The organism is Actinoallomurus bryophytorum (assembly GCF_006716425.1).
Taxonomy (GTDB): Bacteria; Actinomycetota; Actinomycetes; order Streptosporangiales; family Streptosporangiaceae; genus Actinoallomurus; species Actinoallomurus bryophytorum.
In genome coordinates, this window is the sequence record NZ_VFOZ01000001.1 from 1,518,707 (window position 1) to 1,542,053 (window position 23,347).

At 66.1% G+C, this 23,347-nt stretch carries 22 protein-coding genes; 7 read left to right on the forward strand and 15 right to left on the reverse strand.

Annotated features, from left to right (window positions below; all coding sequences use genetic code 11):
• Nucleotides 1-58 precede the first annotated feature (58 nt).
• The 5 genes from FB559_RS07150 to FB559_RS07170 all read right to left on the reverse strand — a co-directional run bounded on the left by FB559_RS07150 (nt 59) and on the right by FB559_RS07170 (nt 7,668).
• Nucleotides 59-2,452: an MFS transporter gene (locus FB559_RS07150; RefSeq protein WP_141954563.1), complete on the reverse strand. Its 2,394-nt coding sequence runs from the start codon at nt 2,450-2,452 to the stop codon at nt 59-61.
• Between the two features lie 64 nt (nt 2,453-2,516).
• The gene (locus FB559_RS07155; protein WP_141954566.1) at nt 2,517-3,191 is read right to left on the reverse strand and encodes a TetR/AcrR family transcriptional regulator; all 675 of its coding nucleotides are present in this window, start codon (nt 3,189-3,191) and stop codon (nt 2,517-2,519) included.
• Between the two features lie 210 nt (nt 3,192-3,401).
• Nucleotides 3,402-4,223 (reverse strand): class I SAM-dependent methyltransferase, encoded by an 822-nt coding sequence (locus tag FB559_RS07160; RefSeq protein ID WP_141954568.1) that lies wholly within the window; start codon nt 4,221-4,223, stop codon nt 3,402-3,404.
• Between the two features lie 145 nt (nt 4,224-4,368).
• Nucleotides 4,369-6,573 carry a phosphocholine-specific phospholipase C gene (locus FB559_RS07165; RefSeq protein ID WP_141954571.1) on the reverse strand — a complete coding sequence of 735 codons (2,205 nt, stop codon included), beginning with the start codon at nt 6,571-6,573 and terminating at the stop codon, nt 4,369-4,371.
• A gap of 264 nt (nt 6,574-6,837) precedes the next feature.
• Nucleotides 6,838-7,668, reverse strand: coding sequence for a DUF1684 domain-containing protein (locus tag FB559_RS07170; RefSeq protein ID WP_141954573.1), 831 nt, complete (start codon nt 7,666-7,668; stop codon nt 6,838-6,840).
• Nucleotides 7,669-8,092: 424 nt separating this feature from the next.
• Here FB559_RS07170 and FB559_RS07175 point away from each other — a divergent pair, with 424 nt between their 5' ends.
• A complete protein-coding gene (locus FB559_RS07175; protein ID WP_221639905.1) occupies nt 8,093-8,875 on the forward strand; it encodes an alpha/beta fold hydrolase in 783 nt (260 codons plus the stop codon).
• A 136-nt stretch (nt 8,876-9,011) separates the two neighbouring features.
• Nucleotides 9,012-9,266: a hypothetical protein gene (locus FB559_RS07180; RefSeq protein WP_141954575.1), complete on the forward strand. Its 255-nt coding sequence runs from the start codon at nt 9,012-9,014 to the stop codon at nt 9,264-9,266.
• 88 nt (nt 9,267-9,354) lie between these two features.
• On the opposite strand, the gene FB559_RS07185 is transcribed toward FB559_RS07180, so the two are convergent.
• The 5 genes from FB559_RS07185 to FB559_RS07205 all read right to left on the reverse strand — a co-directional run bounded on the left by FB559_RS07185 (nt 9,355) and on the right by FB559_RS07205 (nt 12,818).
• Nucleotides 9,355-10,263 carry a CU044_5270 family protein gene (locus tag FB559_RS07185; RefSeq protein ID WP_141954577.1) on the reverse strand — a complete coding sequence of 303 codons (909 nt, stop codon included), beginning with the start codon at nt 10,261-10,263 and terminating at the stop codon, nt 9,355-9,357.
• Nucleotides 10,256-10,834, reverse strand: a complete 579-nt coding sequence (locus FB559_RS07190) for an RNA polymerase sigma factor (protein ID WP_246121396.1) — start codon at nt 10,832-10,834, stop codon at nt 10,256-10,258. The genes FB559_RS07185 and FB559_RS07190 overlap by 8 nt, the downstream gene beginning before the upstream one ends.
• Nucleotides 10,835-10,972: 138 nt before the next feature.
• Complete coding sequence (locus FB559_RS07195; RefSeq protein WP_221639906.1) at nt 10,973-11,545, reverse strand: DUF3885 domain-containing protein; 573 nt, start codon at nt 11,543-11,545, stop codon at nt 10,973-10,975.
• 21 nt (nt 11,546-11,566) lie between these two features.
• Entirely contained in the window at nt 11,567-12,001 is a 435-nt protein-coding gene (locus FB559_RS07200; protein WP_141954582.1) for a VOC family protein, read from the reverse strand.
• 94 nt (nt 12,002-12,095) lie between these two features.
• A complete protein-coding gene (locus FB559_RS07205; protein ID WP_221639907.1) occupies nt 12,096-12,818 on the reverse strand; it encodes a helix-turn-helix domain-containing protein in 723 nt (240 codons plus the stop codon).
• Between the two features lie 746 nt (nt 12,819-13,564).
• Here FB559_RS07205 and FB559_RS07210 point away from each other — a divergent pair.
• The 3 genes from FB559_RS07210 to FB559_RS07220 all read left to right on the forward strand — a co-directional run bounded on the left by FB559_RS07210 (nt 13,565) and on the right by FB559_RS07220 (nt 15,396).
• Nucleotides 13,565-13,909: a putative quinol monooxygenase gene (locus FB559_RS07210; RefSeq protein WP_141954585.1), complete on the forward strand. Its 345-nt coding sequence runs from the start codon at nt 13,565-13,567 to the stop codon at nt 13,907-13,909.
• A gap of 192 nt (nt 13,910-14,101) precedes the next feature.
• Nucleotides 14,102-14,836: an ankyrin repeat domain-containing protein gene (locus FB559_RS07215; RefSeq protein WP_141954587.1), complete on the forward strand. Its 735-nt coding sequence runs from the start codon at nt 14,102-14,104 to the stop codon at nt 14,834-14,836.
• Nucleotides 14,837-15,015: 179 nt separating this feature from the next.
• A complete protein-coding gene (locus tag FB559_RS07220) occupies nt 15,016-15,396 on the forward strand; it encodes a helix-turn-helix domain-containing protein (protein ID WP_141954589.1) in 381 nt (126 codons plus the stop codon).
• 1,426 nt (nt 15,397-16,822) lie between these two features.
• On the opposite strand, the gene FB559_RS07230 is transcribed toward FB559_RS07220, so the two are convergent.
• Nucleotides 16,823-17,152, reverse strand: coding sequence for a hypothetical protein (locus FB559_RS07230; protein WP_141954593.1), 330 nt, complete (start codon nt 17,150-17,152; stop codon nt 16,823-16,825).
• Between the two features lie 132 nt (nt 17,153-17,284).
• Between FB559_RS07230 and FB559_RS43700 the strand changes: the two genes are divergently transcribed.
• Nucleotides 17,285-17,710 (forward strand): hypothetical protein, encoded by a 426-nt coding sequence (locus tag FB559_RS43700; RefSeq protein WP_185792077.1) that lies wholly within the window; start codon nt 17,285-17,287, stop codon nt 17,708-17,710.
• A gap of 126 nt (nt 17,711-17,836) precedes the next feature.
• Nucleotides 17,837-18,415: a hypothetical protein gene (locus tag FB559_RS07240; RefSeq protein WP_141954598.1), complete on the forward strand. Its 579-nt coding sequence runs from the start codon at nt 17,837-17,839 to the stop codon at nt 18,413-18,415.
• Nucleotides 18,416-18,513: 98 nt separating this feature from the next.
• Here the strand turns inward: FB559_RS07240 and FB559_RS07245 are convergent, their stop codons facing one another.
• From FB559_RS07245 to FB559_RS07260, 4 genes are all read right to left on the reverse strand, one after another.
• Nucleotides 18,514-19,998, reverse strand: coding sequence for an ATP-dependent nuclease (locus FB559_RS07245; RefSeq protein ID WP_141954600.1), 1,485 nt, complete (start codon nt 19,996-19,998; stop codon nt 18,514-18,516).
• A gap of 1,036 nt (nt 19,999-21,034) precedes the next feature.
• Complete coding sequence (locus tag FB559_RS07250) at nt 21,035-21,721, reverse strand: HAD family hydrolase (RefSeq protein WP_221639908.1); 687 nt, start codon at nt 21,719-21,721, stop codon at nt 21,035-21,037.
• Nucleotides 21,718-22,005 carry a hypothetical protein gene (locus FB559_RS07255; RefSeq protein ID WP_141954603.1) on the reverse strand — a complete coding sequence of 96 codons (288 nt, stop codon included), beginning with the start codon at nt 22,003-22,005 and terminating at the stop codon, nt 21,718-21,720. Before FB559_RS07255 ends, FB559_RS07250 begins: the two co-directional genes overlap by 4 nt.
• A gap of 6 nt (nt 22,006-22,011) precedes the next feature.
• Entirely contained in the window at nt 22,012-23,322 is a 1,311-nt protein-coding gene (locus FB559_RS07260; protein ID WP_141954605.1) for an NsdA family TPR-like regulatory protein, read from the reverse strand.
• Between the last annotated feature and the right edge of the window lie 25 nt (nt 23,323-23,347).

The following is a 23,347-nucleotide window of genomic DNA, read 5'->3' on the forward strand; positions in this document are numbered from 1 at the left end:
TCCCGATCCCGGCACCCCATCATTGGCAATCCCCGGCCTTGCGACCGCGGCCACGCGGTCATTCGCCAGGATGACCGAGCCTTAGATCGACCATTGCCTGGTCCGTGCCGTCGACGGTCATCGTGGTCGTGGCGGGCTGGTAGACGCTGGCGGTCACCGTGTACTCCCCCTTGTCCAGGTCGGTGAAGGCGTACCCGCCGTCGGATCCGGTCGTGGTGACGGCGACCGTGTCGCCCGCGGAGTTGACCAGAGCGACCCGCGCATCGCCCAGCGGCATGTTCTGCGCCCCGGCGCGTACGGTGCCCTTCACCCGGCCGCCGGCCCGGAGCTCCACGTCCTGCTCTGTGGTGCCCTGTCCGCTCACCTTGACGGGTACGGCGCGTGGCCGGTGACCGTCCGCGCTGACGACCAGGGTGACGGTGCCGGAGACCAGCTCGCCGACGGCGAACCTGCCGTCCCGGTCCGTCTCGGTGGAGGCGACGACCTCACCGCGCTGATCGGTCACGACGACCGTGGCCGCGGCGACCGGGTCACCGGTCGCGGCGCCGCGGACGACACCGGTCAGGCCGGAGGTGCCGGACAGCGCCAGGTCGTAGCCGAGTGGTTCGTCGCCGACCGTGATCGTGGCCGCCTGCGGCTGATGGCCGTCGGCCGCCACGATGAGCACGTAGGAGCCCGCGACGGGAACGGCCAGCTCGTACGACCCGTCGCCCCTTGTCGTGACCCGGCCGAGCTGGCGTCCGCCGAGCTCGACCAGCGTGATGATGGCGCCGGGCAGTGGTGCGCCCCCTGCGCCGCGAATGCGGCCGCTTACGGCGATGCCGGCGGAGGCGTCGGCCGGCGCCGTTTCGACGTTGAAGTCCTCGGCGGCCCGGCCGTTGTGCCGCGGTCCCGCGTGCGCGCCCGCGGAGGCGTACTCCCGGGTCTGCGGTGCCCGGACCCGCGCCGGCTCCTCCGCCGACTTCGCCGGCGAGCGCTTCCCCTTCTTGCCGTTGATCAGTGCCGCCACGACGATGGCAGCCAGCAGGAGGATCCCTACGCCCCACCAGATGGCGACCGTGAAGCCGTGCACCTGGCCCGTCGCCACGAGCAGCGGCGAGGTGCCACCGTGGGCGTGCGTGACGATGTACATCGTCGTGGCCGTGGCGGCGATGGTGTTGAGCAGTGCGGTGCCGATCGAGCCACCGACCTGCTGTGCGGTGTTGACCAGCGCCGATGCCACGCCCGCGTCCTGCGGGGCGACGTCCGTGGTCGCGATGTTCATCGCGGGCATCATCGTGGAGCCGAGCCCCAGGCTGATGAGGATCTCGGCGGGCAGGATGAGGCCGACGAACGAGCTGTCCACCTTGAGCTGGGTGAGCAGCCCCATCCCGATGGCGGCGACGAGCAGTCCGGGCACCATCAGGGCCCGTGCCGGGACACGGTGCATCAGCCGCGCCGCGATCTGCGTGGAGCCGGTGACGATGCCGGCCGTGAACGGGAGGAAGGCCAGGCCGCTCCTGACCGGGGAGTATCCCTTGACGATCTGCATGTAGTACGTCAGGAAGAGGAAGAGGCCGAACATGGCGATCACGGCCAGGCCGACCGAGAGGTACGCGCCGCCGCGGTTCCGGTCCAGGACCACGCGCATCGGCAGCAACGGCGCCCGCGTCAGGGACTCGACGACGACGAACGCGGCGAGCAGCACACCCGCGGCGACGAACAGGCCGATCACGCCGTGCTCGCCCCAGCCCTCCGACTCGGCGCGTGTGAAGCCGTACACGAGCGACACAAGGCCAGAGGTGACCAGGATGACGCCGGGGATGTCCAGGCGGGCGCGGTTCTTGCCGCCTGCGGGCACGTGGACGTGGACGAACGCGAGAGCACCGAAGAAGGCGAGGACGGCGATCGGGACGTTCACGTAAAGCGCCCAGCGCCAGTTGAGGTACTCGGTCAGCACCCCGCCGAGGATCAGGCCGACGGCGCTGCCGCCGCCCGAGATCGCGCCGTAGATGCCGAACGCCTTGGCCCGCTCCCGTGGCTCGGTGAACATGGTGGCGAGCAGCGAGAGCGCCGACGGCGCGAGCAGGGCGCCGAACGCGCCCTGGAGCGCACGGGCGCCGAGCAGCATGCCCGTGTTGGCCGCCGCTCCACCGAGCGCGGAGGCACCGGCGAAGCCGACCAGGCCGATCAGGAACGTGCGCTTGCGGCCCACGAGGTCGGCGATACGGCCACCGAACAGAAGGAGTCCGCCGAAGACCAGTGTGTAAGCGGTGATCACCCACTGGCGGTTACCGTCGGAGATGTGCAGTGCTCGCTGCGCGGACGGCAGGGCGATGTTCACGACGGTCGCGTCGAGCACGACCATCAGCTGGGCAAGGGCGATGAAGAGAAGAGCCGTCCATCGCCGGGACACCGCCGCCTGTGCGGCTGTGACGGCGTTCCTTTGGACGGTCGGTGCGGTTGTCGACATTACGGAAGATATCTCCAGCGTTCGAAAACGAAATCAAAGGTCAGTGGGTCGTTCGTCGCTTCGGTCAGCGCCGACGTGCGGGTTCGGGAGAGGCGGACGGCGGATCGCTTGACGCGGGCGGCAGTTCGTACGGCGCGGGAGCGCGCAGACCGGCGAGGAACAACTCCACGTACCGGGCGGCACGGGCATCGAAGCCGGTACGGTCGCCGCACGGCGGCGGCCGGGTGAGCTGGGCGAGCATGCCCCAGATGTCATCGAGCGTCACGTCGGGACGGAGCTGCCCGCTCTCCCGCGCCTGTCGCATGATCTCTTCGAAGACGGCGGTGCCCCGGCTGCGTACGGCGAAGAACGCCTCGTCCATGGCGAACCGCCCGCGCACCGCGTGCAGCACCGCTCCGATGCCGTAGGAGGCGGCGGCGCGAAGACAGCGCCGAAGCGCCTCGAACGGGTCGTCCTCCTCGGCGAGCGCGCTCTCGGCGTCATCCGCGACCTGCGCGATGACGTGGGTGGCGACCGAGCGGATGAGATCCTCACGGTCGCCGAAGTGGCGGTAGAGGGTGGCGTTGCCGACCCCCGCGCGCCGCGCGACCTCGTCGAGCGAACCCTCGGGCCCGTCCTCGACGAAGACGGCGCGAGCCGCGATCAGAATGCGCTCATGGTTACGGGACGCGTCCGCCCTCCGGCAGGGAGCGGCACACTCCTGGGCATGCGGCGGCCGTGCCGTACGCGTACTGCTCACCCCGATACCCCCCGTTGAAGATCGTGTCGCACAACCGGGGAGCTGGTCCCCGGTTATCCCGACACAGGTCTCCAACAGCGAACATCTCCACTTGAATCCCCAGGAGAGTGTGATGCCCGTCTCAGCTAGAAGCGTCCTGACCAGGCCAAACGCGATCTTGACACTGGCCACGGTCCGGCGGCGCGGCTCGGAACGGGGCCGCCGAGCCCGTCAGGTGGCGCTGGTACGGACCGCGGTGATCGCCATCGTGGCGTAGGGCAGGGTGAAGCCGCCCCCCATCGCGTCGATGGCGGCCCCGACGCCGTCGAACACCTCCGCCAGCTGGTCCGGCGGGAGCTGGGTGAGGGAGCCATGGGTCGGCATCTGGTCCAGCCATTCATCGCGGGTGTAGAACCGCTCCCAGTCGAATCGCCACTGCTCCGGGTCGGTGAACCCGTCCACCTCGCGGATCCTGTCCCCGAACCTGGCGTACAGCTCCTGGTATCCGTCCAGCGCCTGCCTCATCGACTGGACATTGAACGGCGAGTCGGGCACCACCCGCCGGTAGACCGCGCCGAGGGCCTCCAGCAACTCGGGCGGAAGCTGGAACGCATGCCCGAACACCGCCAGCCGGCCGCCGGGCCGCAGCACCTGCGCCGCCTTGGCCGCTCCCGCTACCGGGTCCACCCAGTGCCAGGCCGTACCGGCGACGACCGCGCCGAAGTCCCGGCCGGCCGGGTCCCAGGCTTCGAACGTCGCCACCTCGACCTCGACCCCGCCGCGCCGTGCGAAGTCGGCCATCCGCGCGTCGGGCTCGACGCCGAGCACCGTGCACCCGGCGGCCTGGAACTGCCGGGCGACGATGCCGGTACCGCAGCCGACGTCGAGCACGTCCAGGCCGGGGGCGACGATCCGCTCCACCAACGCGTCGGGATAGGGGGGCCGGGTCCGGTCGTAGCGACCGGCGTCCACTCCGAACGACTCGGCCACCCGCCGATGCTGGTGGAGGACGGGTTCGGACGGGCGCGCCGGCTCCGGCGACATAGTGGGCATGCGCCCACTATAGGGATGCGTTGTTGCCACACACCAGTCACATTCGGGAAATATCCGGCCGTTAGGGGGTTCCTCGATGATCGTCGCCTGGATCGCGGAACGGTACGGCGCGATCCAGGTGACGATCGGGTGGCGGGCCCGCCGGTCAGCCGGTGATGCTGTCCGTGCCGTCTTCGAGGTGGCCGACGTAGTGCCGGGACCAGGAGCCGTCCCCGTTGATCGTGGCCGTCAGGTCGTACCATCCGTGGCCGGACGCGAGCGGGTCCACCGAGTGCGTCGCGTGGCCGTGTGCGGGCACGCGGTAGGTCTTCGCGCGGTCCTTGGAATAGTTGTTCGACGCGATCGTGAACGTCACGGCCCTCGTGCCGTTGTTGGTGAGGGTGAGCGTGAGCTTGGGCCTGGAGCCGTGACCATTCTGGTGGTACGCCGCCTCCACCTGTACGTCCTTACCGGCGGCGTTGAGGTCACCGGTGAAGTGCCTCAGGAAACGGTTCGGGCCCACGACCGTCAGGTCGTACTTGCGGTCGTCGCCGATCTGGACCGCACCGGGCACGGTCTCGTTCCCGGTCGTGTGCGACGGGGCGACCGTGTACTGCCCCGGGTACTTCGCCGGATAGTCGGCGAGTGACCGGGGCGGAGCGGCGTTGTCGTAGACGGCGAAGTGGCTGGCCTTGCGGACGTGCGCCCCGTTGTTACTGAACGACAGCTTCGCCTCGACCGCACCGTCGCCGCCGAAGGCGAACCCGACCAGGTTCGCGTTGGGCTGGTACGGCAGCGGCCGCGCCCTCTTGGTGCCCGGCTCCTGTTCCGGCATCTCGTTGGTCGTGACCGGCGGGTTGTACGGGCCGCCCGCGGGGTCGCCGATGACCGTGGTCCTGGGCAGCTTCGGCAGGCCGAAGACCGGTGAGGTGAAGTCGAAGGCGCCGGTCAGGTCGCCGCAGACGCTGCGCCGCCAGGCGCTGATGTTCGGGCTGATCGCCGGTGTGCCGAGCGCCGCGGTCCACTTCTCGATGAACTGGATCACCGAGGTGTGGTCGGAGACCTCCGAGGTCACCCAGCCGCCCCGCGTCCACGGCGAGATCAGGATCAGCGGAACGCGGAAGCCGAGCCCGACGGGCATCGGCTCGGTGAGACCGGCACTCGCGAGGGGGCCGGACGCCTCCAGATAGAACTCATCCTTCGTCCCTGGTGCCGGCACCGGCGGCGGCACGTGGTCGAACTGGCCGTCGTTCTCGTCGTAGTCGATGACCACGAGGGTCGAGTTGAAGAGGTCCGGATCGGTGTTGAGCGCCTCCAGGACGCTGTTCACGTAGTACGCGCCGTCGTTCGGCGCGCCGTCCGGGTGCTCGGAGAACGCCTGGTCGGTGACGACCCAGGACACCTGCGGCAACGTGCCCGCCCTCACGTCGGCCCTGATCGCGTTGGCGAGGTTGTCGGCGTTCGCGCTCAGGCCGGTCAGCGGCTCGGGGACGTTGGCGACGCCGTTGTCGTACAAGACGTTGCCGGGAGCGGGCGTGCCGCCCTGAGCGGGGTCGTACCGGGCGAAGTTGGCGAAGTACTCCAGGCCGTTGTCTCCGTAGTCGTCCTCACCTTGGTAGACCTTCCACGTCACGCCAGCCCTCTGCAGTGTCTCCGCGTACGTCTCCCAGAGCAGCTTCTTGCCCAGCTCGTCACCGCCGTTGAAGGCCACGAAGTCGCTGAACTTCTTCTGGGCATCGATCGTGCCGCTCCACAGGTACGTACGGTTCGGGCCGGTGGCGCTGAGCACGGAGCAGTGGTACGCGTCGCCGATCGTGTAAGCGTCGGCGAGGGCGTAGTGGAACGGGATGTCCGTCCGGTCGAGATAGCCGAGCGTCGTCAGGCCGCCCTTGGCGTACACCCAGCCGTTCATCAGGCCGCCGAACCAGGCGCCGTGCTGGTCGTCCCAGCTGTGCGACGTCCCCCCGTACCCCTGCGCACCGACCTCCGAGCTGGGCGGCTGGTGGCCGGCCGGGTAGGCCGACACGGCGGCCGCGCTCAGGTGCCACGGGTACTGAGTGGTCTTGACGGGGGTGCCGGGAGGCGTCGTCGGCTGCTGGAACACCGACAGCCCGCCGGGCAGCGTGATGGTCGAGCGGTCGCCGAAGCCGCGGACGCCGCGGAGAGAGCCGAAGTAGTGGTCGAAGCTGCGGTTCTCCTGCATCAGGATCACCACGTGCCTGACGTCCCGGATGTCCTTGTGCCGAGGACGCTTCGCGGACGGTCCAGGGGAGGCCTCCGCGTCGCCGGCGGGCAGCGCCGCACCGGCCACCCCGGCGCCGGTGACCGCCGCGGCCGCGCCGAGGAAACCTCTACGAGAAATATCCGACATGAACAAACCTCCCGTAACCGCCAATATCTAGACAGACGGCCCGAAAGGTATGTGTGCCAAGTCCTCTTTGGCTCAAATCAAACTGAACGGCGGCCGAAGCGACCGATAACCATGGATCGGTCGCAGCGAGCGACGGCGGTCGTCCTTGAAGAGGTGCGGAATGGTCGCACGGACTTGCCTGGTCGGCGGTGAATGTCACCCAACAATTGCCGATTGTTCATCGCCCACGCTTTCCCGCGTAGGCGACTGACTGATGCTCCTCGGCTACTGAGGCGACTCGGCCGCGGTCGCAGGCATCTTCTCGCCCGCCTCGACCGCGATCGGCAACCGGTTCTCGGCGGGCGGCAGCGGGCACGTGGCGAACTCGGTGTAGGCGCACGGCAGGTTGACGGCCCGGTTGAAGTCGATGGTCACCTTGCCGTCGGCATCAGGCGCCTCGACGCGCAGGTCCCGGCTCGCGGCATAGGTGGTGACGCCGGCGGTCGCGTCGGTGAACAGTACGAACAGGCTGCCGGACGCCCCGCCGCCGAACGCGGTGAGGCTCAGTGCGCGGCCGTCCAGCTCGAAGTCGATCCGGCCCGGCGCGTCGTAGACGTGCTGCAGCCCGTCGACCACGGCGCCGACCGTGGTCGGCCGCGGCTCGTCGAACGCGACATAGCGGCCCGTCGTGAGCCAGCGCGGATCGGGCGCGTAGGCGGGAGTGCCGCGATAGCCGGTCCGCAGCGGATGGTCCGGGTGCCGCGGCCTCACGATGTCGTACCCGCCGCGCTTGGCCACCTCGATCACCGCGTCACCCCAGACGGCGTTGACGCCCTCGCGTTCCGGCAGCACGCCGAAGCGATGCTCCCCGCGTACCGGCGAGCCGTCCACGAAAAGCTCCTCGCCGTCATCCAAGGCGACGACCACACCGTCCGGCCCGCTGGACCAGGCACCCGGCGCGTCCTCGAAACGCGCCGGTTCGCCGTCCAGCCAGTGCAGGCCGGTGATCGCGAGGAAGCCATGCCGGCCAGCCCGCCGCGCTTCGTGCTCGCGGTGCCAGTCGTGCCACGCACGAGCGAATTGGTCCGCGTCGATTCCGGTGGCCTGGGCACTCATGTCTGCTCCTCCAGTCGCCTGCGTCCGGGTCGGTGTCGGCCCGCGGCCTCCTGCCGGGGGTGGCGGCCGGATTCGCGGTAGGGAGATGGACCGGGTCGCCGAAGATCCCTTCGGCCGTACTCGCCCCGACAATACGCCCGTCTTTCATCACCGCCACCCCTGCCGTCGTACGTTGCTCCATGCCGTCACCAGGGGTAGGTACCGCCGTTCTCATTGAGGAAGACACCGGTCGGGCCGTCGCCGGGCAGGGTGACCTGACGGGCGATGTGGGCTCCGCCCTCGGCGGCTCCAGAGGCGAGGCCGGTAAGGGCGTGTCAGCCGACCAGCGCCTTGGTCGATCATGCGGTCATCGCGGCGTGATTCAGGCGAGCGGGCCCCGCCTGTCCTGCGGCGGGCACCGGTAAGGTCGGCGCGAGGAGGGGCGATGCCGACCCGAGACGGTGAGCGGGCCGCGCGACGGCCGGTGGTGTTCGCGATTCCCGGCACGCTGTGCGCGCCCGCCGTATTCCGGCCGCTGGAACAACGGCTGGCCGGGCAGGTCGAATTCGACGCGGTGTCCTGGATGACCGATCCCGGCCCCTGGGACCTCGGCACGGTCGCCGACCGGCTCGCCGCGCGGATCACGCGGCGATATGACGCCCCGGTCATGGTCATCGGGCATTCCACGGGCGGTGCCATCGCACTGCGGATGGCGGCCGGACACGCCGAGCTGGTGGCCGGTCTGCTGCTGGTCGACACCGGCGCGCACATGCGCGGCCACGGCGATGTGGACGCCATCCTGACCGCGCTGGCCACCGACTGGGGTGCGCGGTTGCACGCCCGGGTGCTGGACCGGTCGTTCGCCACGGCTCTCGACCCGGCCTTCCGCGACGAAATGCTCGAATACGCGGCCACGGTCCCCCCGCAGGCGGCACTGGACGCGTTGCGCAGTCAGCGGGACCTGGACCTGACTCCGGGACTGGCCAGGCTGGACTGCCCGGTCACCGTGCTGCACGGACGGCACGATCCGACCAGAACACCGGACCAGGCACGGGAACTGGCCGCGGGCATCCCCGGCGCACGGCTGCGACTGCTGGACACCGGGCACACCCCGGTCTACGAGGACCCGGACGGGGTGGCCGGCGAAGTGCTCGCTCTACTCACGCGGTGGCAGAACGACGAACGCCGGCCTCGCCCTGACGGTCCTGCTGGTCCGGCCACTCGGTAGCGTGAGCCCTCTCGTCTCCGGAGGGCGCTCGGCAGCGATGTGACAGAGGTCTGACATCGACTCTTGGCAAAGTGACTCACTGCCATTCAGGCCGATCTGACGATCTGTTCGAGTAGTTCCCCAAGGAGATTCAGCAGTGGATATCAAGCGTGGAATCGCAGCCCTCGTCACGGCTGGGGCGGCCATCACTGGAACGGTCGTCCTTTCGACACCCGCCAGCGCCCTGACGGGGCATTTCTACCAGCGATTCTCAGGGACCAACGTCTTGAGCAGCGTCGCATGCAACGAGGTCGGAGCAGGCCTCTACCACACGCAGACGAGGTTCGGTTATGTACAGAGCTGGGACTGCTACCTGGCCGGTAGCGGAATAGACCTCGAGGTCTATACCTGACGAGCCTCAACGGCCGACCGGGCATCCTGTGCGCCGTCCCGGCGCGGGCACGGGATGCCCGGTGCAGGTCTCCGGCTGTCCGCGGCTTTTACTTGGGCATCGGGACGATCCTGGGCAGGGTGTTGGTCCACTCGGCCGTGAGGACCGACCCGGTGGTGTCGTACTGCGCCTGGCCGTGGCCGGCGATGATGCTCCAGCTCTTCACCAGGGACGTCTTCGGATCGATGACCATCTTGTTGACGCCTCCTGCGAAGGAGATCTGCAGCGCCCGGCCGCCGGTGACCGTGCCGAGGTCCTTGACGTTGGAAAAGGAGGCGATCGCACGAAAAGCGGCGGCGCGTACCTTCGGCGGGGCGGGTATCCGGGACAGCAGACTGATCAGCGTGTCGAAGACCGCGTCGTCCTTACCCTCCTTGGAGAGCTCGAGTTTCTTCGGGAGCCGCCAAGCCTCGACGACACCGGCGATCTTCGCCTTCAGCGCGCCGGGGCCGGTCGGCAGCTGCTGGATCTGCGCGAAGGTCCACGTGGCGCCAGGCATCGAGAACGCCTCCGTCGCTCCGTGACTCCTGACCGCCGTGCCGTCCTTCAGCCCGTAGTACTCCCGCCCGTCGCGCCGGGTCCACAGCTCCACATAACTGGAACGCTGGTGGTTCCGCATCTCGGAGATCGTCTTTACGTGCCAGTAGGTGCCGGAGCCCACCGGCCTGGACTCCGCGGTGGTGGCGGCCGCGAGCAGGACCTGCCGCCCGGAGAGGCCGGCCGCGGCGGGCGGGCCGTTCGGGTTGGCGGTGGGCTGTGCGCCGCCCGAGACGACAACGATCGCGGCCGTCGCCGCGGCCGCGCCGACCAGGCCGAGGCCGACCAACGGCCGAGAGACCCTGCGCCTGCGTACCGGTCCGCGCGCCGCGTTCTGCAGCTGGTGCCGGCCGCGGTCGATCACCTCCGTGGCCGGGTCGGGCTTGGTCAGCAGGGTGCTCAGCATCTGCAGGTCATCCATTGACTGCCTCCTGGTCGAATCCTTTGTGGAGCTTTTTGCGGGCCCGGCTGAGCCGGGAGCCGACCGTGCCGAAGGAGATCCCGAGTGCCTCGGCCACCTCCTGGTGGCTGAGCTGGCTCAGGGCCACGAGGAGCAGGACATCGCGCTCGCCCTGCGACAGCGCGGCCAGAGCCTTCGCCAGCTGTGGCTGCATACGCTCGGCGGCGACCGCGGCGACGACCCGGTTCTCGTGACTGTCGGCCTCGGCCGCGGAATCAGGCGCCGTACGAGCCAGCGCCCGGTAGTGCCTGGCTTCCTTCCGGCGATGCCGGGCCACCATGTTCGTGGCGATGCCGAACAGCCAGGCGCGGAGGTTGCCGCGTCCGGGATCGAACCGGTCGCGCTGACCGAACGCCACGAGGAACGTCTCGGCGGCGAGATCGTCGGCCGTGTCGACGTCCAGACGCCCGGCCACGTACCGATAGATATCGCGGAAATACCGGTCGTAGACGGCGGTGAACTGTTCCGGATCTCGCTGGAACCGGACGACGAGCTCGGCGTCCGTCACCCTCTCGCCCACGTCGGCGGTCACGTGCCTGTCTCTGTCATACGGGTGCCTTCCTGGCAGACGCGAACGACTGACACCCATAGTTCGCCGAAAGGCCGGACCGCTTTCCGTGAAATGAGACCCGTTGCGTCACCGGCCGAACAGTCCGCACAGGCCCCGGATCTACAGTCCGGCTGGGTGCGCGGACATCCAGTTCGCGTGACGGTTCTTCAGGATGTCGCGGTCACCGGCGGTTGGAGCGATGACGTCGGCTCCCCCGTCGTAAGGGTGATAGAGCCATCTGAGGTCCAGAGGAGCGATGATCACGTAGCCGAGCTCGTCGTCGGCCACGCGCCGCAGCAGCGGATCCAAAGTCGTCCGGTCGAGCGAGGTCTCGCTGACATAGAGCGTCAGCGGTATGTCGAAGAACGTGCGATCACCGGGCTCGATCCTCAGCCAGGGCACCGCACCCGGATGAGTCCGGGGGTCGTGCGAGCCGCCGACGCGCGCGTCCTCGAAGTATCCGGCGATCACATAGTTAAGGTCCCCAGGCCCCAGCTCGGAGAGAACGCGGTGATGACGATCGAGGACGACCTCGTACTCCTCTTCCGTCTCGGCATACCGCTTGGACTTGGGAAGGCTGTGAAACCGAACCCAGCGATCCGCATGACGGTCACGCAGCTCATGGGCGATCGGATCTCCACCCCAGGACGTCCGCCACCTGGCGGTGAGCGACCGCGTCTCGTCCTCGGTCACGATCTCCCCACCGGCGGCCACTCAGTCGAGACAGAACTCGTTGCCCTCGATGTCCTGCATCAAGAGGCACGACTCGTCGTAGCCATCGGCACGCAGCAGTCGTACGCGTTCCGCGCCGAGAGTGACCAGTCGCGCGCATTCGGCCTCAAGCGCGGCCACGCGTTCCTCACCCACGAGCCCGGTGCCGACCCGCACGTCAAGATGCACCCGATTCTTGACCACCTTGCCTTCGGGAACCCGCTGGAAGAACAGCCGCGGGCCCACGCCTGAAGGATCAACGCACGCGAACGCCGAACCCTGACGCTCAGGCGGCAGCCCGCGATCGAAATCGTCCCAGGTGGCGAACCCCTCAGGTGGCGGCGGTACGACGTACCCCAGCACCTCACACCAGAAACGAGCGACGCGCTCAGGCTCCGCGCAGTCGAAGGTGACTTGGACCTGCTTTACCGACGCCATCGGTCCACCATAGAGGCGACGGTCTATTCAGGCGGCATCTCGATCATCAAGGCCCCGTTCAGCCGCCCATCGTGTAGTGCGACCGGGGCCACAGTCACTTGGTTCCCTTGCTCGTTCCATTCGCGCGGACGAAATCGGCGGGCGTCTGCCCGTAATGGTTCTTGAATGCGCGGATGAAGTGGCTGCTGTCGGCGAACTGCCAGCGGGCGGCGACTTCCGCGATGCCCGGCCGGCGTACGGGCGCGGCCAGCTCCATTCTGGCCCGCTCAAGCCGTCTGCGGCGGATGTAGGCCCCTACCGGCTCCCCGGCCGTCACGAACGCCCGATGCAATGTGCGTACGGAGACGTGGAGCTGGTGTGCCAGTGACGCCGGCGAGAGTCCGGGATCGGTGAGGCGGCCGTCGGCGATCTCCATCGCCGCGCGGGCCAGCGCGGGCGCCAGTCGAGGTTCGGCGTCATCGAACTCCCGCCTCACGGCCCCCTTGACAAGCTCGATAAGGGCATCGCGGGCGCTCTGCACGCCCGCGGCGGTGAGGTCGCACGCGGTCTCGCCGACCATGTGAGCGTGCGCCATTAGCACGCGCATCTCGGCTGAGTGGGCCGACCCGACGATCTGCTGGCTGCCGCCGAGGAGTGGCTGGATGAGCGAGGCAGGCAGGATCATCACCTCCGCTGTCGCGCCGGACTCCACATCGAACAACGACGGCGGCCCGTCGTGGCGCACGATGAAGGACCCGGCAGGAACAGTGATGTCCTCGCCCCGCCCGTCGGACCGGGCGAAGCGCCAGGAGCCACGCCGCATCAGGTGCAGGAGCACTTTGTCGTCGGCTCCGCGCTCGGCCGTGGTCCGGCCGACGTACGACTCGCTGTAGACGTGCGAGACCACTACATCGTCGATGCGCCCATGGAGCTTCGCGTGGCTTCTCCGCTGACCTGACCTAGCTGCGCGTGGTGCGGCGACGGGCCCGCGCAAACCAAGCTGAGGCCGAGACCATGAGTACGATTCCGAGGATCCAGACATTCCCGGTAAGGATGGCAGCCAGTACCGCGAAGACGACTGCAGCGATCGTGGACACGATCGCCAGGGGCAATGGTGTCCGATTGTGTAGCCACCGTCCCAGGACTCGATCATCGAGCCGGTTCGACGCTTGTACGGCGTTGCGCAAACTTGTCACGGCCTACCTCCGGTGCTGAGCATACGCCCGTCTCGTCCCTCCACAGCTTGAAGAAGGCACTCTTTCGACGACAAATATCAGAGCAGTGCAATGCTGATCCCTCGCCGCGGGGATAAGCATTCGTACGGGCGGAAGAAACCCGAACTGGCACCGCCGCCCGGTCTTGCGTGGCTTCGCTGTTCGCCGTTAGCTGGATAGCCTGAACGAAAGCCCAGTGCCAGCAGCGCGGTTCGCTCCAGACGGCGTTCCCAAGCCAGAAAGGTCCTGTACTCGCGCAGATGCCGCGATGATGAACTCTCCACACCGCCACTTCAGAACAACTCATTATGACGGCGGCATGCATGGCACCGGAATCAGCTGAACCTCGCGCCGCGGCTAGCGTGGTCCGATGAGCATCTTCGTACGCGCTCGCTTCGAACCCCGCGACGACCGAGCCGCCGACTTCGAGCAAGCAGCGAACGCACTGCGCGAGCAGGCGAAGGATGAGCAGGGCACGTTAACGTTCCGGCTGTTCCAAGCCGGCGACGGCTACGTGGCGCTTGAGGAGTACACCGACACGGCGGCGGCTCTTGCCCACCAGGAAAGCGCGGCAGCACTGCTAGAACACGTTGCGGAGTGTGCAGAGATGGTCTCGGCGGAGCTGTACGGCCCGATCGGCCCGGAGCTACGCGCGTGGGCGGACTCCCAGCCTCAGGTGATCGTATTCTCCGACCTGCCAGAACCGCCGGGCTAGGCCCACTGGCCTGCTGCGGAAAGGCCGTCCGGCGTCCCATCCGCCAGATTGAACGAGTCGACCAGCGTGCCGAGCTTGTAGCCCAGCAGGCGGCGTCTGGACGTCCCGGTAACCCTCCACGACACTCCCTGTTACTCGGCTCGGCCGAGACCAGCCGGCGGGGCTTGGGCCGGGCGCAGGGAGGATGAGGTCATGGCTTATCTGGAGACCGAGGAGCCGGCCGCGGCAGCGGCCACCCGAGCGATTCACCAGGGCGATGTTCAAGAGCTACGGCGGCTGCTGGAGGAGCACCCGAAGCTGGCGATAGCCCGGCTCGGCGATGAGGGCGGCATGTCGCGGACGCTGCTACATGTGGTGGCCGACTGGCCCGGCCACTACCCCAACGGCCCCGGATCCGTCGCGGTCCTGGTCGCGGCGGGCGCCGAACTGAACGCCCCGTTCGAGGGCGGCCATACCGAAACCCCACTCCACTGGGCGGCCAGCAGCGACGACGTCCCGGTCCTGGACGCCCTTCTGGACGCCGGCGCCGACATCGAAGCGCCCGGGTCATGCATCGGCACTGGTGGAACCGCGATCACTGACGCATGCGCGTTCGGCCAATGGAACGCCGCCCGCCGGCTAATCGAACGCGGCGCCACTACAACCTTGTGGGAATCAGCGACGCTCGGCCTAATGGACCGGGTGACCGCCCATTTCACCGCTGACAGGGAACCGCCGAACGCCGAGGAAATCACCCACGGCCTGTGGTCTTCCTGTCACGGCGGACAAAGAGAGTCCGCACAGTTCTTCCTCGACCGGGGTGGAGATATCAACTGGATCGGCTACGACGACCTCACCCCGCTGGACGCCGCGCTACGCACTGGAGCCCACGACCTCGCCGCCTGGCTGCGCGCCCAAGGAGCACACTCAACGGCCGACCTAACCTGACAGCACCCTGCGTCCGCACACCCCGCTACCGCGCTTCAGTGCGCCGGAACCATTCACACAACTCGGCCATCTGTCACAGAAACCCAGCGTCCGGGAGGCAAACCGGACCCGGACCACAGGGCCGGCCACGGCCCGAGGAACGGAAGTCGGGCGGCAGTTCCCTGAGTCAAGCTGGCAGTGTGGTCGTCGATGTTTCTGCTGTTCGGCGTCATATTGAGGAGCCGGGTGGCAAGGTGGCCCGGACCACAGCGAAGCGAGGACCGGAAGCGCCGCGGCAGCACTCAAACCGTTGTAGCGGCATGTCTGGCGCGGTGGCTGACGCTGCGCGTCGTACGCCGGGCGGCCATCGCCGCCACGGCCGACAGGAGATCAAGCGCTTGCTGACCAAGGACGCAGCGCCTGACCAGGTTGAGCACCAGTTGGCCGAGGATGCCGCCCGTCTGTACGACCAGGGCTGGAGCATCCGCCAGGTAGCCGACAAATTCGACTACAACTACGGCGCCATGCGCCGCATCCTGCGCAAGCACACCACCCTGTCAACCCGCGGCGGAAGACCTTGAGCACCGGATCTGCTGAGATCGTCCCCTCGACAGCAAGAAGGGCCTGACCGCCACACAGCGACAGACCCTCTGCATCATTTCAAGACACCAGCTGGATGAACCGAAAAGCTCTTCACCCAACCCCCAACCCCCAACCCGCGGGGGGCGCCCCCCGAGCCAACACTGTGCGGCTGAGGGGATTCGAACCCCTGACCCCCTCGATGCGAACTACGCGTCCCCAAGTCATCGGCATGCTTGCCGAGGCCAGGCGTGTTCCGGGAGAAGCAGCCGAGAGGGGTCGTACGGCGGCGGTGCTGTACTTCCGTGTTGGACGGCGGCGGTGGTCGGGCCTGCTTGGCCAAAGCCCACGGATTTACAGAGGGCTGGCGATCGTGACCTCAGCCCCCTCGCTGACCTGCGTCTAAAGCCCCGTATCCGATCAAGCGCCTCTGGCCATCCCACGCATATCCCGCGAGCAATACGAGTCGTCGGTGGAGACACTTGATCGCCAGGGCTAACGCTGTGACAGACTTCGATCGCGCCGCGGAAAGTCGCTCCCGGCGCCCCCGACACCTGCGGTGGGCGTTGCATTCTCTACGAATTCCCTGGAGTAACCGTAATCGTCCGCCCCTGATGGACATGCAACGGGCGCGGCGGCTGGTTGTGACCTGCTCGTCGTAGTAGGCCGCATGACACACTTTGAGCGCCGACCACTTAGTAGCGTGTAAGCACAGCTGAGCTCCACTCCCTGTGGAGGTGCTCTCTGCTCAAACGGGCAGGGCCTCACACCCGCTCAGGTCGCGAATCCGGCCGGCGTGATGCCCTGCATCCATCAGGCGGTGCCGTCGATGCACTCGAGGATCCGCTCAACGAGCCTCAGAACGACCTCAACGATCCGCCCTGTCGAGCTTCTTTCCATGTTCCACCTCCTTGCCAGCCAGCACACTGAGGGAGCAATGCCCCAGGTCAGGACGATCCCGACTAGCCCAGAGATCGTCCAAAGCCAGCTTGCGAGTCAGCGGAACCGCCCGGACGCTCTCAGTTAAATGGGCGATCGCACTGGCTGTCAGCGTCACATGAGGCGCAGCGGCGAACGCATCTTCATAAGCGCGGCTCGAGGCCGTCGCACGAGTCGCGACCAATCCCACCCTCCCCGTGCTCGTTGCGCTGACCGCGGCGCGTACGGTGGGCTGGATGACCTCGACAAACAGAGACGCTGTAGCGCTCATCCCAATGATGGGAAAATGCGTGAGTGGACTCAGCAACGTTGCTCGGCCTCACCGGCGTAGTCGGAACGCTCCTTGGAACCGCTGTCGGAGCCTGGGGGCCGCGAGGTGCCGCCAAGATCACTAGCCAAGCGCAAACCTCCGTCGAAGAAAGGAGGGCTCGGCGGCAGGTCTACAGTGCTTGCGCGACTGCTCTCCTCGCGCGAAGAGACCTCGCAAGCTCACTCTTGGATGCCTTTCTCGATGATGACTTCGATCAAGCTTCCGTGCTTTCCCGGCTGCAAGAGCTTGACGAGCAGCGTGTCGCCGTGGCGCGGGCGGTCGGTGCCGTAATCGTCGAAGGCCCGTACGCGGTCGCCTATGACGCCGAGTCCGCCTCCGTCGCCGTCGAGGAAATAGCCGGACGGCTGCGGGCCTGGATCGCGGACATCGCTGGGGGGCGGGAGCGCATGGCCCTGGTTCAGAATCAGATGCAATACGCCCGGCGAGATCAGTACGAGATGCAAGCAGCGATCGACCGGTTCGCCGACGAGTGCCGCAAAGTGCTGCACCCTACGGAGATCGACCGACCAACCCGTCGGCGGCGATGGCTGAGGTGGCGGAGGTAGGGGTCTCAAACGCTTGGCACCAGCTTCTCAGCAGGCCGACAGTGCTGGATTTGACTGCGGGACTATTCATTACGAGTGAGGCGAGCGGTATCCAGCGTCATCCAGATCAGTCCTTTGACCTGGCTGTTTAAGGCTGAGTCGTCCACCATCGTCCAGGGCGGCCCAAGGACGTTGTTAGCAAAGGCGTTAGCAGTCTCGGTGTGCTCGGCGCTGTCTGAGCCGACGTACGTGACGCTCGTACTGGCCGGCTCGCAAACGCTGAGCTTGGTCGATCAAGAACTCCTGCAGCTCGGAAGCCAACTCATACAACTCAACCTCGAACGGATCGGCGTCCCAATCGACAAGCTGCGCGAGAGCCACTCGGTCCTGCTCGACCGTCACCCGACGCCGAACCTCATCCCTCCACGCCTGGCCACTCGCCTCCGCCTCATCCACGCCGACCACAGTACGCCGCCAATCGGAGGGCAAGCGGACCCGGAGCGCAGGGCCGAAACGGGCTGAGAGTGGAAGCCGCGGGGCAACGACCGCCCCTAACCCGAACGGCGGCAGCCACCCCGCGGCAACCGTCCTGAAGAGGGACGATGAGATAGATTCTCCTAGAGATACATCAAATTACCTGGAGCGCGAATGACCACTCAGTTGTTTACTTTGCTGGGCGTCGCGTTGGGGGCATTCTCGTCATATCTAGTTAGTTTCTTGGGTGAGCGCACACGCTACCGACGTGACATCTCTGGGCATTGGACGGAAAGGAAGCTTGAGAGCTACGCCCGTTATCTTAGCGACGCCAAGTACATGAGCACGCTTACTCGGCGAGTTGCCGCAAGTGTGGGGCTTGATGATCAGGCTCTGGCACTGTCAAGAGATGAGGGTTTACCACTGCTCGCGGAGGCCGAAACCAAGCGCGGCCTGTCCTCTGAGGTAGTGAGCTTAATCGGCGGGAAAGCGACGGTTGAGGCACACCGTAGGGTCAATAAGGCACTCTGGCGTATGGAGCAGCTTGCGCGAGGGCTAATCAAGGGCTCTGGCCGGGAGGAGTGGGTGCAGGCTCGACGTGAGTACGTGAACGCCATGAACGACTTTCACGAGAATGCGCGCCTCGACCTGATTGTGCCCGGCGAATACACGCCTCGGGACACTAAGTATTTGATGGCCTCAGACGACTCCTTGAACGACAGCGGCGCACGAACTTGCCAGTCATCTTCATAAGGAACCGTCGGTGCGGCTTTACAGTGCGCCAACCGCGCTGATTCCTGGCCACACAGATTGCTAAGCCGAGCCGATCGACGCAAATCCGGCATGAGGTTCTAGCGCTTGGGAACGAGGTCGCTGAACTGGTCCACCAGCTTCCGCACCTCATCCGGGTACTCCTGCGCCCAAATCGAGAGGAAGGAAGTCGAGACGATGAAGCCCGCCGTGAAGTCGAGATCCTCTCCGATCTGCTCCCAGATTACGTGCTTATCGCGATTGGTGAGTGCCCGCTCACGGACGACGCGTTTTACCTGCTCTTGACGAGAAGTCGGCAGCTGCATCGAGACCGTGAGCTTAGCCGCTACCGAGTCGAGCCGATTATAGACTTGAGCAAACACATGGGCCTCTGGACTTGCCTGACCCGGCAGTACAAATACGCTCTTTTCTGCATTCGCCGAGGACGCCTGGTCCCCATCTAGTAGACATATTGACGGGAAGGACGAAGTCGGGTCGACGTTGTGTTGCTCGTTAACCTTCATTGCCGGGGCGGCGCCACCCATCGCGTGGATCTTGATGGCATTAATTTCTATGTCACCGTAGGATCGCAAGGCAGCCTCGATCACCAGCTGAGCAAAGGAGTCTTCTACGAAGATAGCCAACTTGGCATCAATCTGTCCGGTAATCGTTCGTAGAGCCGCGATATCGAGCTTGCCCTGCAAAACCTCACCAGAGTACGCTGCCCAGATAGCACGCGCAGGCAATGGCGCAAGCGCGTCATTTGAGTGCGTCGTAAAGATGACCTGGCATGATTTCCGGGCCGCTACGTCAATGAGATACTCAACGATACGGCGGGTCGCAACTGGGTGCAGACCGTTCTCGATCTCTTCGATAAGAATCAAGGAGCCGATCTCGGTTTCTTCTATGGCGGTCACGATCCGGATGATGCTGGCTTCTCCAGCCCCGAAATGGAACTCGGAGTACTGGTCTCCACGAGGAGTGCTTCCTGCAAACAGTGTGACCCTACCTGCCTTATCGACCGACAGGCGATTGTAACCTTCGATCGGCCTGCCCAATATCTTGGCAACGTGCGCGCTGACCTCTGGCGACAAAGCCACCTCTGCCGCCGCGACAAACGTCCCACCAGCAGCCTTCACAAGGTCGCGACGCTCTGTAGCTGGCACCGTCCTCTCAACGCCGAAGATCAGCACCTGGCGGTCGACGGCCGTGCGGTTCCATTTCGCCTGCTTGAAGCTTGCGACACGCGACACAGAGATTCTGGCGTTTATGTCGCGGTCGATCAACTCGTATTCGACGGACCAGTCCTTCATGCTGCTGTCATACTTGCCACTTTTGGCAAAAAACCGACGAGGTGGTACTTCTGCATAGATAAGACCTGCGGCACCAAGAATCGTTGTCTTGCCGCCACCGTTCGGGCCAATGAGCGCCGTGACCGGAAAGTCGAAAGAAACCTCGCGGTCCGTGAATCCTCGAACCTTGCTTAGCACGACTCGCTTCAAGTACTTCCGGTAGTTGGAACGCGCAACCTTCTCCTCTAGGTTGTCGATATCACTCTGGCGAATTTCGCTCTTATATTCGCTCACGCATGCTCCTATCGTTGATCCGGACTGGAAGTTATTCTACGCCTATTTTCGGCATATCCGCCCAGCGGACCATCTCCGGCGCCATCGGTCGGACTCGTTGAGCACTCTCTCACCGCCCGCTGAGCATTATGTTCTCGCATGTAGCGAGGAATTCGGTAACCCGAAACCAGGAAGGACCATGTCGCCACGATGCTCCCCATCGTGGTGATCAGCGAACCACGGAGAGATCAAGATCTCACGCCCCGCGCCCAAATTTCTACGCTCGCATCCACATCCTCACCGCCCCCGACAGGTTGCGTTGTGTGTCGAATAACGCATAGCGGTCCAGTATTGCCCGGTATCCTCGCTGCGCTTACATCCCACCAGTACGTTGCTGGGATAGCCGGTCCGTCCCAATCGTGGATTTGTGACGACTGATTATGATCTTTCCTCGAACCCGGAGATATTAATGTCGACCAAGCCAGGCCCAACACGATGTCGGCATCCATCGACGGAACCGATACGGCACCGCGTGCGTCCGAAGGTTATGGGTGTTCACATCCGCCGCTTTTGCCTATCGTTATTAGCCTTTTGGCCGTTAGTGCAAGTGGGGTAAATAATCCAGAAACTGGAAAATTCGTACCGCCACATGCAGGGGAGCGCGGGCTCCCGATAACGGAAGCGGCGCGTCAGCCGATCGCCCCGACCCGTGGAGTGCGCAACCACCCGCAGCGATCGTCACGGCGTCCACCGTTGCGCCTATTCCTATCCCGTTCTCCTCGTGGCTGCCATGCGCCGATGCCGTGGCATGCGGGTCAGGGCTCGATTTTGTCGACCGCGGAGCCGTTTGGCCCGACGCTCTGGTCACGGGGCGAGATTCGCGCAGCATGAGAGCGGGTGATCTGGTAGTGAGGTATTTCTACGGCTGTCAATGGTTCATAGACGTAGAGAAAGTCCTCACCGATCATGAGCGGGCGTCGAGCGGGCCGAGCTGTCTGCCATCTCGTTTGGGTCTTGGAGAGCGGGCGCTGCCGGTTGGTCAGTAGCTAGCGGCCTGTCATTCGGCCAGGTGTGGGAGGAGTTCTCCCATGCTGGTGATGACCGCGTCGGCCCCGGCTGTTGTGAAGCGTTCTAGCTTGCCGGGCTTGTTGGTGTAGCCGACGTTGAAGACGCCCGCGTTGCCGGCTCCGTCGATGTCGCTGAGTGAGTCGCCGATCAGAACGCACTCGGTAGGGTCCGCGCCCAGTTCCTTCACCGCACGGGTGATCAGGTACGGGTTCGGCTTGAGTAGGTCGGGGTCTGGTTCTGTGCGGCCGATGATCTTGGTGAACATCGGCGCGAGTCCCGCGGTGGTGAGATAGCGGGTCACGGCTTCGCGTGAGTTGTTGCTCACGGCGGCGATGGCCCGGCCTGCTTGGTGGGCGGCCTCGATCACCTGGCGAGCCTGCGGCGTGTCGTCGGCGACCTCTACGGCGCGTAGCTCCATCGTCCGTAGCTCGTCGGCTACGGCTTGGGTCAGGTCTGGGGTGGTGCTCGCTGCGTAGCGCGAGACGTCGAACGGATCGCCTGAGACGGTGGCCTCGGGTGGGATGTCGACGCCACGGCGGCCACAGCTCGCGCAGATCGGCCGCGATCGATGGGCGGGCAGGCCGGCGAAGATGCCGCAGATGGGGCCGTCGAAGTCGAACAGCAGGTACCGGCTACGGTTCATGACGTCGGCCAGGGCGGTGTCAGGGTGGGTCATCCGGTGAACTCCCGGCTGATCGTCTCCCACACGGTGGTGAACCACTGACGGGCCTGTGCGACGTACTGGGCGCTGACCGGTGAGCCGTCCCGGGTGGTGTAGCGGAACAAGCTGGCTTCCTTCCCCATCAGGTCGAACATGGGATGTGCGGTGCCCTTGATCTGCACGTCATGTTGCCTTATCGAGTAGAAGCCGAAGAAGGCTTCCTCATTGTTGAGGACATACAGCTTGAACAGCGGCGGAACGTCATGGATGCGGATCTCTGCCCGCGCGGTCTTGAGCATGCCCAGCTAGGCGCCTGCGATTGACGCGGTGTGGATGTGGTCATCCAGCTCGGTCACGAAGCGCTCGCTGCGCCATAGAGTGAGGGCGAGGCGGGCTTCGCGGATGCGTTGGGCGGGCACTCGTCCACGTGTGCCGGTCGACAGGTCAATGCACTCATGTAGGAGGGCGGTCGCGGCCTCCGGTGCGGCGAGCAGGATGCGGGCTTTGGCCTGGTCGGTGCGGACGATGCCGCGCTGTACGGCGTCGCGTGGCCGGGTGAGGGTGGTTGCCGAGTCGGCGAACTGGCGCTCGGCCTTGGCGGGGTCGCCGGCATAGAGCTGGCACACTCCCTCGAAGCCGTGGAGCCGTCCCGCGTCGAACGCTCCTGGTGCCGTGTCCTGGTCGCTCGCGTGGTCGATCTCGTGCCACGCGTTGTGGAGGGCAGCAAAGGCTCGACGGGCGTTGGCGGCTCGTGCGGTCATCTCGGCCTGGAGGGCGAAGGCTCGGGAGCGAACGCGGGCGCTGCTGCCCTGGCGTGCGTCATGGACCGCCGCGTCGGCGATGGTTTGGGCTTTGGGGAGGTTCCCGGTCGTGTACAGCGTGACCATGGCCTGGCTGGTCCGCACGGCAGCGCGGTGCCATAGGTCGGGCAGGTGGCCGGCTGCGGATAGAGCCTCGGCGTAGTAGTCGGCCGACGAGGCGTCGTCGTAGCTTTCAAAGGCCAGACGCGCGGCGAGCGTATAGGCCGTGGTGGCGACTGCGAGGAACTGATGGCGGACTTCTCGAGGTACCCCATCGGCGAGCAGGCCTCGGCACACTTCCGTTATCGGCGCCAGGCCGATCTGAAGACGTACGAACGGGACGACCCCAACACGGCTGTTGAGATCCGCCACTGCGGCGGCGAGCCTCGCGGCCAGATCGTCATCGGCACTGCGTGGATCGGCGAGAGCCCTCGCCAGCTCGGTGTTCAGGGCGGGGCTGAGGTAGGCGAGCAGGCCGGCACTCCCCCGCGTCAACGTGGCCGCGGTGAGATCCCGGAGTTCTGAGATCCGCTGGGCAGTGATCTCGTAGTGCGCAAAGGCGGTCATGAGCTGATCGAAGTCAGAACCTGGGCCGAGCAGGATCGATCCGTGGTATTCGGCGAAAACCTCGGCGAGGAGAAGTTGATAGCGCTCAGCAGGACGGACCGCATCGTTCTCCCAGCGCGCGATGGTCCGCTTGATGGTGATCAAGCTGCCTGCCGCGATCGTCGGCATGCGGCGTCGGCGGGCGGCCTCCCGCAGGGCCTTGGCTTCGTCGAGTAAGGACCAACCCCGGCGCTGTCGTAGAGCGCGCATGATTTGCGCGCCCGACTTCCGCCCT

Coding starts and splice junctions, on each gene's coding strand:
- FB559_RS07150 (WP_141954563.1), bottom strand. CDS start 2,452: ATGTCGACAACCGCACCGACCGTCCAAAGGAACGCCGTCACAGCCGCA.
- FB559_RS07160 (WP_141954568.1), bottom strand. CDS start 4,223: ATGCCCACTATGTCGCCGGAGCCGGCGCGCCCGTCCGAACCCGTCCTC.
- FB559_RS07165 (WP_141954571.1), bottom strand. CDS start 6,573: ATGTCGGATATTTCTCGTAGAGGTTTCCTCGGCGCGGCCGCGGCGGTC.
- FB559_RS07170 (WP_141954573.1), bottom strand. CDS start 7,668: ATGAGTGCCCAGGCCACCGGAATCGACGCGGACCAATTCGCTCGTGCG.
- FB559_RS07175 (WP_221639905.1), top strand. CDS start 8,093: ATGCCGACCCGAGACGGTGAGCGGGCCGCGCGACGGCCGGTGGTGTTC.
- FB559_RS07185 (WP_141954577.1), bottom strand. CDS start 10,263: ATGGATGACCTGCAGATGCTGAGCACCCTGCTGACCAAGCCCGACCCG.
- FB559_RS07200 (WP_141954582.1), bottom strand. CDS start 12,001: ATGGCGTCGGTAAAGCAGGTCCAAGTCACCTTCGACTGCGCGGAGCCT.
- FB559_RS07210 (WP_141954585.1), top strand. CDS start 13,565: ATGAGCATCTTCGTACGCGCTCGCTTCGAACCCCGCGACGACCGAGCC.
- FB559_RS07215 (WP_141954587.1), top strand. CDS start 14,102: ATGGCTTATCTGGAGACCGAGGAGCCGGCCGCGGCAGCGGCCACCCGA.
- FB559_RS07240 (WP_141954598.1), top strand. CDS start 17,837: ATGACCACTCAGTTGTTTACTTTGCTGGGCGTCGCGTTGGGGGCATTC.
- FB559_RS07250 (WP_221639908.1), bottom strand. CDS start 21,721: ATGACCCACCCTGACACCGCCCTGGCCGACGTCATGAACCGTAGCCGG.
- FB559_RS07255 (WP_141954603.1), bottom strand. CDS start 22,005: ATGCTCAAGACCGCGCGGGCAGAGATCCGCATCCATGACGTTCCGCCG.
- FB559_RS07260 (WP_141954605.1), bottom strand. CDS start 23,322: ATGCGCGCTCTACGACAGCGCCGGGGTTGGTCCTTACTCGACGAAGCC.